Annotated in this window: 16 protein-coding genes; 11 read left to right on the top strand and 5 right to left on the bottom strand. The window is 62.2% G+C overall.

Going from position 1 to position 12598, the window contains the following annotated elements:
* Window positions 1-159: 159 nt before the first annotated feature.
* Window positions 160-735 (top strand): SPW repeat domain-containing protein, encoded by a 576-nt coding sequence (locus tag HYG82_RS29995; RefSeq protein WP_179260734.1) that lies wholly within the window; start codon window positions 160-162, stop codon window positions 733-735.
* A gap of 62 nt (window positions 736-797) precedes the next feature.
* Here the strand turns inward: HYG82_RS29995 and HYG82_RS29990 are convergent, their stop codons facing one another.
* Window positions 798-1052 (bottom strand): hypothetical protein, encoded by a 255-nt coding sequence (locus HYG82_RS29990; protein ID WP_179260733.1) that lies wholly within the window; start codon window positions 1050-1052, stop codon window positions 798-800.
* Between the two features lie 145 nt (window positions 1053-1197).
* On the opposite strand from HYG82_RS29990, the gene HYG82_RS29985 reads away from it, so the two are divergent.
* The 3 genes from HYG82_RS29985 (at window position 1198) to HYG82_RS29975 (ending at window position 2591) form a co-directional block, all read left to right on the top strand.
* Complete coding sequence (locus HYG82_RS29985) at window positions 1198-1749, top strand: hypothetical protein (protein WP_179260732.1); 552 nt, start codon at window positions 1198-1200, stop codon at window positions 1747-1749.
* A 231-nt stretch (window positions 1750-1980) separates the two neighbouring features.
* Window positions 1981-2382, top strand: a complete 402-nt coding sequence (locus HYG82_RS29980) for a nuclear transport factor 2 family protein (protein ID WP_179260731.1) — start codon at window positions 1981-1983, stop codon at window positions 2380-2382.
* Window positions 2379-2591, top strand: coding sequence for a hypothetical protein (locus HYG82_RS29975; protein ID WP_179260730.1), 213 nt, complete (start codon window positions 2379-2381; stop codon window positions 2589-2591). Before HYG82_RS29980 ends, HYG82_RS29975 begins: the two co-directional genes overlap by 4 nt.
* A 135-nt stretch (window positions 2592-2726) precedes the next feature.
* Here the strand turns inward: HYG82_RS29975 and HYG82_RS29970 are convergent, their stop codons facing one another.
* On the bottom strand, window positions 2727-3683 hold the full coding sequence (locus HYG82_RS29970) for a zinc-dependent metalloprotease (RefSeq protein WP_179260729.1): 957 nt from the start codon (window positions 3681-3683) through the stop codon (window positions 2727-2729).
* A gap of 177 nt (window positions 3684-3860) precedes the next feature.
* Window positions 3861-4166 carry a hypothetical protein gene (locus HYG82_RS29965; RefSeq protein WP_179260728.1) on the bottom strand — a complete coding sequence of 102 codons (306 nt, stop codon included), beginning with the start codon at window positions 4164-4166 and terminating at the stop codon, window positions 3861-3863.
* A 269-nt stretch (window positions 4167-4435) separates the two neighbouring features.
* Between HYG82_RS29965 and HYG82_RS29960 the strand changes: the two genes are divergently transcribed.
* From HYG82_RS29960 to HYG82_RS29935, 6 genes are all read left to right on the top strand, one after another.
* Window positions 4436-5689 carry an RNA-guided endonuclease InsQ/TnpB family protein gene (locus tag HYG82_RS29960; protein ID WP_179260727.1) on the top strand — a complete coding sequence of 418 codons (1254 nt, stop codon included), beginning with the start codon at window positions 4436-4438 and terminating at the stop codon, window positions 5687-5689.
* Window positions 5690-5796: 107 nt separating this feature from the next.
* On the top strand, window positions 5797-6024 hold the full coding sequence (locus HYG82_RS29955; RefSeq protein ID WP_179260726.1) for an LSM domain-containing protein: 228 nt from the start codon (window positions 5797-5799) through the stop codon (window positions 6022-6024).
* A complete protein-coding gene (locus tag HYG82_RS29950; protein WP_179260725.1) occupies window positions 6021-6197 on the top strand; it encodes a 50S ribosomal protein L37e in 177 nt (58 codons plus the stop codon). The genes HYG82_RS29955 and HYG82_RS29950 overlap by 4 nt, the downstream gene beginning before the upstream one ends.
* 150 nt (window positions 6198-6347) lie before the next feature.
* Complete coding sequence (locus tag HYG82_RS29945) at window positions 6348-7541, top strand: threonine synthase (protein ID WP_179260724.1); 1194 nt, start codon at window positions 6348-6350, stop codon at window positions 7539-7541.
* A gap of 129 nt (window positions 7542-7670) precedes the next feature.
* On the top strand, window positions 7671-7844 hold the full coding sequence (locus HYG82_RS29940) for a hypothetical protein (RefSeq protein ID WP_179260723.1): 174 nt from the start codon (window positions 7671-7673) through the stop codon (window positions 7842-7844).
* Between the two features lie 202 nt (window positions 7845-8046).
* A complete protein-coding gene (locus HYG82_RS29935; protein WP_179260722.1) occupies window positions 8047-8748 on the top strand; it encodes a phosphoglycerol geranylgeranyltransferase in 702 nt (233 codons plus the stop codon).
* Between the two features lie 469 nt (window positions 8749-9217).
* Here the strand turns inward: HYG82_RS29935 and HYG82_RS29930 are convergent, their stop codons facing one another.
* On the bottom strand, window positions 9218-10060 hold the full coding sequence (locus HYG82_RS29930) for an SIR2 family NAD-dependent protein deacylase (RefSeq protein WP_179260721.1): 843 nt from the start codon (window positions 10058-10060) through the stop codon (window positions 9218-9220).
* 245 nt (window positions 10061-10305) lie between these two features.
* Between HYG82_RS29930 and aspS the strand changes: the two genes are divergently transcribed.
* Window positions 10306-11610, top strand: a complete 1305-nt coding sequence (gene aspS, locus HYG82_RS29925) for an aspartate--tRNA(Asn) ligase (protein WP_179260720.1) — start codon at window positions 10306-10308, stop codon at window positions 11608-11610.
* 166 nt (window positions 11611-11776) lie between these two features.
* Here the strand turns inward: aspS and HYG82_RS29920 are convergent, their stop codons facing one another.
* Window positions 11777-12457 (bottom strand): esterase/lipase family protein, encoded by a 681-nt coding sequence (locus tag HYG82_RS29920; RefSeq protein WP_343233107.1) that lies wholly within the window; start codon window positions 12455-12457, stop codon window positions 11777-11779.
* Window positions 12458-12598: the final 141 nt, after the last annotated feature.

Genomic DNA, 12598 nt, shown 5'->3' with positions numbered 1-12598 from the left:
CGGGGTGAGTCTGTATCCGTTTCGCTCCACCGGAACCTCTCGGATCATCGTCGAGCACCAGTAATATGCTCTTACTGACGGTCTCAGTCGCTCTCAAAATGTTACGGTGAGTGAAACGGACAGGATGCTTTTGAGAGAGCGAACCATACGCTCGATGCAATGAGCGACCCCAACGGCGACGATCGTCGGTCAAAAAGCGGGTCCGAGGCCGATTCCGATGCCGGAATCGAACCTAACGAGGGGCCGACCAATCGGCGAGAAGAGGCAGCCGCCGACATCGATTCCGGAACCGGTGTCGGGGACCGACCGTCAGCCGGCCGCGATCCGCGCGACGAATCGACCCAGGTCGCTAACGAGGAACGGCGGCGCAAGACGTCGGTTCTTAGCCTGCTCGTTGCCGCACTCGGCGCGTGGGTCACCCTGTCAGTTACCGTCTTCGAGACCACAGCGGCGTCGCATTGGAACAATGTCCTGGTCGGTCTCGTCGTCCTGGCAGCCGCGGGTTACAATTACTATCGACTGATCAACGACATTCCAGTCAGCACCGGCATCGCGTCTTTGATCGCCGTTCTCGGCATCTGGCTAATCGTGTCGACCGCCCTGCTCCGAATGACTGGCAGCCTGTTCTGGAGTACTCTCGCCACTGGGCTATTGATCGCCGGGATAGCGGGTTACAACGCTTACGAAGCTCGTGAGGCGAGACGGGTCGCGACCGAACCCGGACCGGGCGCATAGCACTCGTCGGGCCTGACTCGCAGTACTTTCTAAACCCACTGCGTGGACAATCGAGCGAACGCTCAGGCCTGCTCGATCCCGTGGTCGGCCTCGAGCAACCGAATACGGTGTTCTGCGGCGTGATGTCTCATCGCGATGACGGCAAACGCCATCATGCTGACGGCAAAGCCGATCGCGACGGGTGGCGAGACGCCGTTGACGAAACTATTGCATAACTGACCGAGCGCCAGTGCGAGCGGTGCAAGCGATAGCAGCGAACTCTTTGCCGGCGCGGCGCGAAACAGTTCAACAAGCGAGAGTTGGTGGCGGCCAGACATAGGGAAAGCGTTGGTTACGGTCTCTGATGGGGGAACTGACGTATTCCTTTTGGTTCGAATCGACCGGTGGAGAGCGGTCAATCAGCTCGTGGCATCGTTCGGGTCAATCGATACGTTCATTCGGCCGGCGTCCCAACGCTCGGCCATGCGGATTCGCGAGTGGCAGGACATACTCGAGGACGTCACCGAACGGAGCGTCGATCCCGAGGACTGGCGTGCTGTCGCCGGCGACCGAGCGAGCGGTGTCGGCGAAGACATGTATCTCGCGCATCCACGGGCCGGCGTTTTTTTCCTGAAAACGTACGCAAAGAACCCCTTCGAGGTCCGCGGCGTCGGCACGCACGTCGCTCGTAATCTCGACGACGAGCTCGGTTCGTTCCTTCCCGAACGGGATTCCAGCGGCCGCTTTGCCGTCCAATCCCCGCCCGAGGACGAAGACCAGGTCGAAACGGTCTCGAAGCGTCTCGAGACCGTTCTCGAGACCCATGCTGACGCGCCGACCCGTCCGCAGGACCTGTTCGACGACGTAATGGATGCCATCGAGAGCCCCGCCTTCGGGCCGATGGAATACGACCAGTACGACCGACCGGACGAACTCGATGATCTCTCCGAACGGTTCGAGGAAGCCGACGAATTGCTGAATTCGGAACTCGAAGACCTGATCGAAACGGACGAAGTCGATCGAGGGTTCATGTAGGGCGAGCCGCGTCGCTCGAATCCTTGAGGGACCCATGGGTTTGCGCCGAGTGCCCATGGGTTTGCGCCGAGTGCCCATGGGTTTGCGCCGAGTGCCCATGGGTTTGCGCCGAGTGCCCATGGGTTTGCGCCGAGTGCCCATGGGTTTGCGCCGAGTGCCCATGGGTTTGCGCCGAGTGCCCATGCGTTTGCGCCCGGTGGCTCTTTGGGAACTGCCTGCGAAGGTACAGTCATGGTATCGAGCGAACGCGCGGAAGCGGTCGTCCGCGACTACTACGATGCACTCCGCGACGGCGATCCGCTCGGGCCGTACTTTCTTCGCGACGATTCGACCGTCAAGTTCGGCATCAGCGAGTCCCTATTCGGCGAGGGCGAGATCGTCACGGCTCTCGAAGAACAGACCGAAGCGACTGCAAACTGGTCGCTCGAGAGCAGGCATCTCGTCGTCGCCGAATGGGACGGAGTTTCGACGTTCGCGGACGAAGTGACGATGGCCTGGACGGACACTGAACGCGGCGATCGGCACCGGTTCGACAGTCGCTGGAGCGGTACGCTCGTCGAACAGCCGGAAGATCCCGACGGTCCAAACTGGCGCTTCGCCGTGATGCACGTCAGCGCTTCGACCGAAATATGAGCCGCAGTCGCGGCCCCTCTCGGTGGCGAAACCGGATGAAGACGGCCGATCAGCTCGGTATATTGTTCGTTCTCCTCGTCGGACTGTCCGGGGGGCTGATCGCACTCCAGAGCAACGCCTCGGTTGCGGTGATCGGCACGACGATACTCGGCAGCCTCGTCGTCGGTAGCGTGTTGCTCTGGTCCCTCCTTGGGATTGCGACCGAGTGACCATCACCTCACTCGAGTGAGGTGGAGAACAGTGAGGTAGCGAACAGTGAGGTAGCGAACGAGACTGGTCACCCGAGTGGAGAACGACCCCCGTTGGTTCTGAACGGGTACCGGTCGACAGTTGACGGTTGATGGCTAGGGGTCGACGCGTCGGATCCACTGTCCTGGCGAGTCGAGTTCGTCCTGAGTCGGGAGGTTCTCGGGCCGTGTCCAGACCAGACTCGCCGTCTCGAGGTCGCGAACGGCGACGATGTGTTCGAAGAACTCCTTGCCGCGTTCGTACTGGCGTTCTTTGAGTCCGAGGCCGAGCAGGCGACGGACCAGTCGCTGGAGGGGGCCACGACCCTGACGTCGCTGGTCGAGTTTGCGCCGGAGGTCCTCGTATTCGTCGTCGAAGGCGAGGTCCATGAGGAGTTCTGCGTAGCCCTCGACGACGGTCATCGCTGCGTCTAGATCCCGAAACGCCTCTCGGTCGATCGACCCCTCAGAGAGCGTCGCGATTCCGTCTTCCATGCGTCGCTCGAGGTGGTCTGAGAGCCACGGGGCGGCACCGAACTCGGCTGCGTGAGTCACCTCGTGGAAGGCGATCCACCGGCGGAACCGGTCGGGGTCGACCTCGAGTTTGTGAGCGGCGTTGAGGATGTTCGGCCGGACGAAGTACAGTGCGTGATCGTTTGCGGGCCCGTCGGCCAGCAACAGCGGGTCGTACTGACCGAGGACGTTCCGTCCGAGAAAGGCGAGCAAAACGGTCATTGTGCCGGTGTTGACCGTCCGGGCGACTCCGGGGAACGTTCCCGTGTGCGTCTCGAGGGTGCTCATGACGCGCTCGAAGGTGGCGACGTTGGCGTCGATCCAATGGTGGCGATTCTGGATTTCGACGGTCTCAGGAACGTCGAAATCCACGCCGGACACGGTCCGAACTGCTTCTCGAGCCTCCCGGACGTCGCGGCCGTAGGCCTCGCGTTCACCGGATTCGAGAGAGAGCGACCCGGGGTCCGTAGCCGCTTTGGCAGCGTCGGCAGCCGACTGCCAGTCGATCGCGTCGGTCCCGGACGCCCCGGCAACGGCTCGGGCGCTACGATAGAGGTTCACGACTATGGGTATGAGAAGGAAGCGCAAAAGCGTTCGGCTCGATTCGACTCGGCGTTACGTCCCGATGACGGCTGACAGTTACAGCCCGATCGGCGAGTCGATGAGTCGGGACCTCCACGACGAGGTGATTCGGCGAGCCGACGATTCGATATCGACCGCCATCGTGTCCGACGTTGCTCAGTTGATGATGACGTCCGGTTCGTCTTCGGCCTCGAGGTCCGGTTGTTCGTCGTCGCCGCGGAACTTCCGCGCGGCGATGGCGATGCCGACGAGAACGACGAGCGCGACGAGTGCACCGACGGCGCTCTTGCCCGATCCGCCCGTCTCCTCGTCTGCGACGGCGCTTACGTCCGAGTCGGTTTCGCGTTCCGTTTCCACCGATTCCGTTCCGCCGATCGGCAGGGCTTCGCCGATCGATCCCAGTCCGAACCGTGTCTCGCCGTCTATGTGTAGTTCGATGAGGGTAAATTTAGTGTCGCCCATGAGACGACGGTCAACGAGTACTCACTTAGCCGTTTGGTTCAATTTTCGCTATAGTAACGCACCCCGAATCATAGTGCCGGCGAAAACGTAAATCGGTCTCGAATCGATTGCACAGCCGCCGAATGATCGGATGTTCGCTGTTATACGAGATACAGGAGAAAACCCACGGCTTTAGCCGTGGGATGAATCCGTCACTCCTGAATCAAACCACGCTACAGTGGCAGGCCTACTCCCCATTATTTAAGAAATACCAGTAATACATATAAGATATGGGCGTGCGGCGTACCGTCCCCGTTGCACTCGATGTGGACAGCGACGACGCCGTACTCCTCGAAGACACCGTAGACACCTTCCTCTGGTCAGCGCAATACGTCGTAGACCACGCCTTCCAAGGCGAGTACGTTACCACCAGCAAAACCACGCTCGACGACGAAACCTACGACGATGTGCGCGAGAAAACAGACGGCTTCAACGGCGGTCTCGTCCAAGCAGCGAGGAACAAGGCCGCCGAAGCCTGCAAAAGTGTCGTCGCACGCTGGAAAAACGGCAAGAAAGCATCCAAACCCGAGTTCACCAGCCCACATGTCGTCTACGACAAACGCACTGCGACGTTCCACGACGACTACGTGAGCCTCGCCACTACGGACGGTCGAATCGAAGCCGACTACGTATTGCCCGATGAGGATAGTGACACACCGCACTCGGAGTACCTATTTTCAGACGAATACGAAATTACGGGTGCGGAACTGCACTCCCAAGACGGCGACTGGGCGCTTTACGTCCACTGCAAGATGGACGTGGAGTCCGACACGTCGGAACCGGCAACACCTAAGAACGGAACGGTTCTCGGGGTTGACCTCGGCGTGAACAACCTCGCCGTCACCTCGACAGCCACGTTCTGGACGGGCGACGAGTTCGATCACTGGCGCAGAGAATACGAAAAGCGTCGTGGCTCGCTCCAACAATGCGGGACGCGCTGGGCACACGAGAATATCCAGTCCGTCGGACGAAAGGAAGAAGGTCGGTTCACGTTGCTGCTTCACCGCATCAGCAACGAACTCGTCGCTGAAGCTCGTGAGAACGGGTGCTCCGTGATTGCGTTCGAGGACTTGACCGACATACGTGAGCGGACTGGTGCATCGTGGGGGCACAAGTGGGCGTTTGACCGCTTGTACGAGTACGTCGAGTACAAAGCCGCCGAGTACGGTATCTCCGGAGAGCTGGTTGACCCCGAGAATACGTCACGGCGTTGCTCGCACTGTGGGTTCACACACCCTGACAACCGCGATGGTGAGGTCGTTGAGTGTCTGAAGTGCGGGTACGAGAATCACGCGGATTACAACGCTGCGAAGAACATCGGCTTGCGGTATCTCCGTCGCAACCAAACTGGGGGCGACGGAGGCGCACCCTTGGGCGTGCGCTTGAACAGCGGGTCGTTGAACGTGAACGGAGGCTATTCTCCTGCCTCATCTGAGGTCAGAACGGGAGTCCACGCTGAATCCCACCGCTTTAGTGGTGGGTAGCTCAAATCAAACGTCGGCACCGGCGGATGACCCCTCGTTGCCGACAGATTCAGGTCCCGGGGCTTCGGACCGGTACGATTAAGTGTCCATCACCTGCGGTGTTTCGTATGAGTGGACGACCGCTGGATGTCCTCGAGGCGTCACTCGGCGAACGCGTCACGGTACGGCTCAAGAGTGGCGACGAGTACGTCGGTGACCTCGCCGGCTACGATCAGCACATGAATCTTGTGCTCGACGACGTGACGATCCCCGTCGAGAGCAGTGTCGAAGAGGAAACGCCGGTCGAAGACACAACCATTATACGCGGCGATAACGTCGTGTCGATCACTCCATGACTGGTGCAGGAACCCCGAGCCAAGGAAAGAAGAACAAGACGACTCACGTCAAGTGTCGTCGCTGCGGCGAGAAGTCCTATCACTCGAAGAAAAAGCAGTGCTCATCGTGTGGGTTCGGCAAGTCGGCCAAACGCCGCGACTACGAGTGGCAGTCGAAGACGGGCGACAACTGATCTCTCCGTTCTCTCGTTCGTGTGTGGCTGCGAAACGGTGCTGTTCTTCCCGCTGAATAGTCGCCGTCGTCGATAGACTGCGCTCGTCGATGCGCTCACCGACGACCCGGCGATGGACAGTCCTTAGTTCGAAGCCGCGAACAGTCGTATATGGAAACGACAGACGCATTCGTCGGTCTCGAATGCGACGACTGCGGGGCCGTCGTCGACGCCGAAGCGGGGTCCCACCGTTGTCCGGACTGTGCCGGATGGCTCGAGCCGACCTACGACTACGACGCGATCGACCTCGATCGCGAGACGCTCGCCGACCGGTCGTTCGATTCCCAGTGGCGCTACGCGGAACTGCTTCCGTTTCCGCGCGAAGCGGCGGTGACGACGAACGAGGGGGCGACCCCACTTGTCGACTGCCCCCAACTGGCCGCCGAACTCGGCGTCGATCGCGTATTCGTCAAAGATGAGAGCCGGAACCCGACGGGAACGAGCAAGGACCGTGGCGCGTCGGTCGCTGTCACGGCTGCTGCTCTCTGTGGTGCGACCGACGTCGCACTCCCCTCGACGGGCAACGGTGGCCAGGCCGTCGCGGCGTACGCCGGTCGGGCGGGACTTGACGCACACGCGTATCTCCCCTCCCGGTCCGGTTTTACGAACAAGGCCATGGTTAACGTCCACGGCGGTGACATGAACGTCGTCGGCGGTCGATTCGACGAGGCCGTCGGTGCCTTCGAGGAGGGGCTGGCCGAACACGACGACTGGTACTCGCTCCGGGCCTTCGAGACTCCATACCGCCACGAGGGTGCAAAGACCCTCTTCTACGAGATCGCAGAGCAACTCGAGTGGGCCGTTCCCGACGTAATCGCCTATCCCACCGGAACCGGCACCGGACTCGTTGGCCTCGCGAAGGCCGCGACCGAACTCGAGGAACTGGGCCTGATCGCCGACCTCCCTGCACTGTACGCCGCACAGGTATCCGGTTGTGCGCCGATCGTGGAAGCCGTCGACGACGACCGCGACGAACACGAGCCCGTCGAGCACCCGGACACGATCTGTGGCGAACTCGAGATACCCGATCCCGCGGCGAGCCCTCGCGTTCTCGATGCGATCCGAGAAACCGACGGCGGAGCGATTGCGACTGACGATCCGGACGTTCTCGAAGCTGCCGTACGGGTGGCGCAAGCGACGGGCCTCGAGATGAGTCCGAGCGCCGCAGCGTCGGCCAGCGGCGCGTGGGAACTGGCCGAACGAGGCACGTTCGACGGCGACGAAACGATCGTCATCGTCAACACCGGGTCGGGTAACAAGGAGGCGGACGTGCTGCGAAGCCACCTGATGGGACAGGGAATCTGAGTCTGCAGCCGGTGGTATCCCCCAGTATACGGGGCCGAATCGCTAGCACGGAATACAGTGGCCCTCGTGGACCGACCCCAGCTACCGACAGAGCCTTGACTGCGAACCGAGTAGATGAAACGAGTACCAATGTGTGAACATTCACCAGAATGTTCGAACGGGGCTACGTGCCAACTCGTCCTCGAGAACGGTCAGACCGGTCTCGAGACCGCCGAGTATTACTGCAAGGCCCACCTCGTCCTGCGGATCTGGGAAGTCGAGAACGACAGCTCGCTCAGGGCCATCAGCGCCGAACAACTCTGATCGCGCTCAGCGAACCGGGACGTCGTCAGGACCCAGCGTCGGCCGATTCGGTTTGGCACGAACCGACTCCCTCTGCAGCCGCCCCATCCGTGTGCCCCGGGGAGAACGCTCGGTGACACCGCTCGAGTATCGGGCGACCGTGTGGTTTCCGAGACGGGGCCGTTCCGTAGCGTTTTTGCTGGTTGTCGGGAAACGACGCGGTATGACTACCCCCTGGGAGGACTGGAACCACATCCTCAAGATCGATCCCGACAAGGAATTACCCGAGGGTGTGACCTACGGCGATCTCTGTGCGACCGGCACTGACGCGATAGAAGTCGGCGGTACCATGGGCATCACCCGGGAGAATATGGGTGCCGTCATCGAGGCCTGTGCCGAACACGACGTCGCCCTCTATCTGGAGCCCTCGAGCCCGGACGTCGTCCTCGAGGACGACGTGCTGGACGGCTATTTCATTCCGACCGTATTCAACGCCGGCTCACCGTTCTGGATTACTGAAGCTCATAAGGAGTGGGTCCGTCTCGAGGGTGACCTCGACTGGGAACGGACGACGACCGAGGCGTACATCGTGATGAATCCCGAAGCCGACGTGGCGACGCTGACAGAGGCGAACTGCGATCTCGACGCCGACGACGTCGCCGCCTACGCGACGGTCGCCGAGCGGATGTTCGGCCAGGAGATCGTGTACGTCGAATACTCCGGTATGCTCGGCGACGAGGGGGTCGTCGAGGCAACCGCAGCCGCGACCGACGAAGCGACGTTGTTCTACGGCGGCGGTATCCACGACTACGACTCCGCACATTTGATGGCTCAGTACGCCGACGTCATCGTCGTCGGCGACCTCGCACACGACGAGGGAATAGAGGCGGTTCGAGAAACCGTTGTCGCGGCCAACGACGCGTAGGCCGCGATCGGCCGTCTCGCGTCCCTCGCCGTCGCAGTGGCTGATACTGTTTTGTCCCTTCGTGGTACACGACCGGGCATGAGTCTCCTCCCCGAGTTCGAGGCGTCGTCACCCTCCCCGAGTTCGAGGCGTCGTCACCCTCGCCGAGTTCGAGGCGTCGTCACCGGCGCTCGTTCTCGGGTCAACTCTCGAGGCCCTGCCCACCTGGAGGTCGAATTCGAGCGCCAGTACGCCCTCGATCCCGCACGGTCGATCGCCTTCTGCTGGATCAGCTGTCGCGACCGTGGACGACTCGATCGTGCGCTCGTCGCGGACACCACGATCGCGGACCAACTCGGGCGTCTCGACGCAGGCCGTCAGCGAACGGCTGCGTCGCGGACGGGCGCCGTTGATCGAAGACCGAATTTTCGAGCAGGTCGACGAATCGCTTCGGACGTTGCTTCGTCGCGTTGCTCCGTCGTGCAGTCGGCTACTCGAGGTGGTCCCGAAGCCGCGGGAGGACGGTCGTCACGTTTTCGCGAACGACCGCGTCGGCGACGTCGTCGCACGGGGTAGACTCGAGGTTGACGATTCCGACCGTCGCACCGGTCGATGCAGCCAGCCGCGGAAGCGACGCGGCGGGTTCGACGACGAGCGAGGAACCGACCGCGAGGAACACGTCGCTCTTGCAGGCGAGCGAGCGGGCCCGCTGGATGACCGCGCCAGGAAGCTGTTCACCGAAGAGAACGGTATCGGGTTTGAAGACGCCGCCGCAGTCGCAGGTCGGCGGCAGTTCGCCGTCGGCTGCGCGTTCGAAGATCGGATCTCCGTTCTGCCGTTTGCCGCAGTCGGTACAGCGCACTCGCTGTGAGTTGCCGTGAAGCTCGAGAATGGGTGTCTCGGTACCGTCGTCACCCAGGTCGTCCTTGCGGGTGGCTGCGGCCGCGTCGTCGTCCTCGCGGGTGGCTGCGGCCGCGTCGTCGTCCTTGCGGGTGGCTGCGGCCGCGTCGTCGTGTAACCCGTCCGTGTTTTGCGTGAGGATCGCCTCGAGGTCGCCGTCGTGACCCATCGCGGCCAGCGCCTCGTGGGCCGCGTTCGGTTCGTACTCCTCGTCGAACATCTCCCGTTGCAACTCGACGCGGTCGGCCCAGAATCCCTCCGGATCGGCTTGAAACCGGCCGTAGGTGAACTGCCCTTCGTCGAATTTCTTCCAGACGCCGTCGTCGCCACGGAAGGTGGGTACGCCGGAGGGTGCGGAGATCCCCGCCCCGGTGAACGCGACGACAGTCTCCGCGCGCCGCACCTCGGTCGCGAGGCGCTCGAGTTCGTCCATGGCCGATGACTACGTAGCAAGCGACAAAAATTCGGGGGCTGAGACCGTTTCGGTCCCAGGTCGACGGATACACCGTTCGTGGGAACGAAACGAAATACCCCGTATTCGAGGACGGTGGACACCCGACCGGTCGAAGCGGTGAACATTCTCGACGTCGAACCGCTTTCGGTCCGCGAGATCGTTCGCTGAGGCGATCGCAACTCCGAACGACTGTGCTTAAGTTCCGGCTACGTGAACCGGGAGGTATGCAGGACAGAACCCATACTGCCGACGCCGAGCCGGGCGACGAGGTCACCGTTGCCGGCTGGGTCCATGAGATCCGCGATCTCGGGGGAATCGCCTTCCTGATCCTCCGGGACAGCACCGGGAAGATCCAGATCAAGTTCGAGAAAGACGAGATGGACGACGACCTCGTCGAGACGGGCCTCGACGTCTCCCGCGAAAGCGTCGTGACGGTCTCCGGTGCGGTCGAAGCGGAACCGCGGGCGCCGACGGGCGTCGAGATCACGCCGGAGTCCCTCGAAGTCGTCGCGCCGGCCGATCCCGAACTACCGCTCGATCCCTCCGGCAAGGTCGACGCCGACCTCTCGACACGACTCGACAATCGGACGCTCGATCTGCGCAAGGAAGACGTTCAGGCGATATTCGAGATCCGCTCCGAGATTCTCCGCGCGGTCCGCGATCAGTTCCGCGAGTTCGACTGTACGGAGATCACCACGCCGAAGATCGTCGCCACCGGAACCGAGGGCGGCACCGAACTCTTCCCGATCACCTACTTCGGCGAGGAAGCGTTCATGAACCAGTCCCCGCAGCTGTTCAAGCAACTCATCGCGGGCTCGAACGTCGAACGCGTCTTCGAAATCGGGCCGATCTTCCGCGCGGAAGAACACAACACGCCCCGGCACCTGAACGAGGCGACCTCGATCGACTTCGAAGGCGCGTTCTGCGACCAGAACGACGCCATGGACGTCGTCGAGGGCGTCGTGAAAGCGGCGTACGAAGCCGTCGACGAACACTGCGGCGACGAACTCGAGGCGCTGGATCTCGAAGACGAGTTCGGAGCACCCGACGAAGAGTTCCCCCGTCTCAGCTACGAGGAGGCCATCGAGCGCATCAACGCGACGGACGAACTCGACGAACAGCTGGTCTGGGGCGACGACCTCTCGACCGAGGCTGAGAAGGCTCTCGGACAGGACGTCGGCGGCCACTACTTCATCACGGACTGGCCGAGCGAGATCAAGCCGTTCTACATCAAAGACCACGACGACGATCCGGACCTGTCGACCGGTTTCGACTTGATGCACCCGCGGATGGAACTGGTTTCGGGCGGTCAGCGCGAACACCGCCACGAAAACTTAATCGAAGGCTTCGAACAGCAGGGCCTCGATCCCGACCAGTTCGAGTACTACACCAAGATGTTCAAGTACGGGATGCCACCTCACGCCGGCTTCGGTCTCGGCGGCGAGCGGCTCATCATGACGATTCTCGGCCTCGAGAACATTCGGGAAGCGGTTCTCTTCCCGCGGGATCGTCAGCGTCTGAGCCCCTAGGCGAAGAGGTCTCGCCAGACCGCAGCGTCTGCGGCGGTAGGCGACGGACCCGAGAGTCGGCGCGACCCTCGCAGTGTGAGAGTTTTGCGAACATGTGAGAGACCGGGCTCGGAATCCAGTCATCGACCGGTCGTCGCGGTACGCCACTCACTGATACTGATCCGCATCAATCTGTACAGGAGCCGGTAGTGATGGCACCGGCGAGATCGGTTCCCACCGCGTCGTCGTCCAGATACGACAGGTGACTGAAAACGCCGCCAGAGACGTCGACGTCGGTGTAGTTCGACGACGGATCGCAGTCCGCGCCGTCGTGTCCGAGGGCGGTGTCGCCGTATCCGCCGTAAAAATACTCGGGCACCGGGTCGTTCCGGGAGTGATAGTTCCGGACCGCACAGGCGTTGTCGAGGCCGGCCTCGAACGGGCCGCCACAGATTTCTCGGCTGTACCCGGCGGTACCGAGCCCTGCAACCGTCTCGATCTCGTAGCCACTGCTGAGTTCGGTGAGCGTCCAGTAGGCGCACCGGCCGCCAAGCGAGTGGCCGACGAGGCGGACGGCACCCCCGCCCGCGTCGTAGAACTCCTCGGTGAGGGTGGCCGTGACCGCGCCGACGTCTTCGGTGTCGGACTCCGCACCGGCGGAATCGAGGGTGGTTGCCGGCCACTGGATGGCGGCAGTTTCGTCCGGCGAATATCCCCCGGATTCCAGTGACCGTTCGAGTGTCGATGCCTGCGACCTGACGGTCGCGTCACCGAACCAGCCGTGGATGAAGACGAGCAATTCGTCCGTGACGGGAAAGCGTTCGTCGGCGCTCCAGTCGCCGAACCATCCTTCGTCGACCTCGATCACGTCGGGCCCGCTCCATCCTGCTGACGCCGAACCGGTCGCGGCGACTAGACTCGCCCCGCCACCATCGTCGTGCCAGTGGCTTTCAGGAACGTTCGTCGGTCTGTCGTCGATTCGTGCATCTGTCGTTCACTTCGAAAATCA

The organism is Natrinema halophilum, from assembly GCF_013402815.2.
Taxonomy (GTDB): domain Archaea; phylum Halobacteriota; class Halobacteria; order Halobacteriales; family Natrialbaceae; genus Natrinema; species Natrinema halophilum.
The sequence above is the reverse complement of the archived record's forward strand: the minus strand, read 5'-3'. Positions and strand labels throughout refer to the sequence as shown.

What these genes read in the sequence shown, in the direction of transcription:
- HYG82_RS29995 (WP_179260734.1), top strand. Translation starts at nt 160, where the DNA reads ATGAGCGACCCCAACGGCGACGATCGTCGGTCAAAAAGCGGGTCCGAG.
- HYG82_RS29990 (WP_179260733.1), bottom strand. Translation starts at nt 1,052, where the DNA reads ATGTCTGGCCGCCACCAACTCTCGCTTGTTGAACTGTTTCGCGCCGCG.
- HYG82_RS29985 (WP_179260732.1), top strand. Translation starts at nt 1,198, where the DNA reads ATGCGGATTCGCGAGTGGCAGGACATACTCGAGGACGTCACCGAACGG.
- HYG82_RS29980 (WP_179260731.1), top strand. Translation starts at nt 1,981, where the DNA reads ATGGTATCGAGCGAACGCGCGGAAGCGGTCGTCCGCGACTACTACGAT.
- HYG82_RS29975 (WP_179260730.1), top strand. Translation starts at nt 2,379, where the DNA reads ATGAGCCGCAGTCGCGGCCCCTCTCGGTGGCGAAACCGGATGAAGACG.
- HYG82_RS29965 (WP_179260728.1), bottom strand. Translation starts at nt 4,166, where the DNA reads ATGGGCGACACTAAATTTACCCTCATCGAACTACACATAGACGGCGAG.
- HYG82_RS29960 (WP_179260727.1), top strand. Translation starts at nt 4,436, where the DNA reads ATGGGCGTGCGGCGTACCGTCCCCGTTGCACTCGATGTGGACAGCGAC.
- HYG82_RS29955 (WP_179260726.1), top strand. Translation starts at nt 5,797, where the DNA reads ATGAGTGGACGACCGCTGGATGTCCTCGAGGCGTCACTCGGCGAACGC.
- HYG82_RS29950 (WP_179260725.1), top strand. Translation starts at nt 6,021, where the DNA reads ATGACTGGTGCAGGAACCCCGAGCCAAGGAAAGAAGAACAAGACGACT.
- HYG82_RS29945 (WP_179260724.1), top strand. Translation starts at nt 6,348, where the DNA reads ATGGAAACGACAGACGCATTCGTCGGTCTCGAATGCGACGACTGCGGG.
- HYG82_RS29940 (WP_179260723.1), top strand. Translation starts at nt 7,671, where the DNA reads ATGTGTGAACATTCACCAGAATGTTCGAACGGGGCTACGTGCCAACTC.
- HYG82_RS29935 (WP_179260722.1), top strand. Translation starts at nt 8,047, where the DNA reads ATGACTACCCCCTGGGAGGACTGGAACCACATCCTCAAGATCGATCCC.
- HYG82_RS29930 (WP_179260721.1), bottom strand. Translation starts at nt 10,060, where the DNA reads ATGGACGAACTCGAGCGCCTCGCGACCGAGGTGCGGCGCGCGGAGACT.
- aspS (WP_179260720.1), top strand. Translation starts at nt 10,306, where the DNA reads ATGCAGGACAGAACCCATACTGCCGACGCCGAGCCGGGCGACGAGGTC.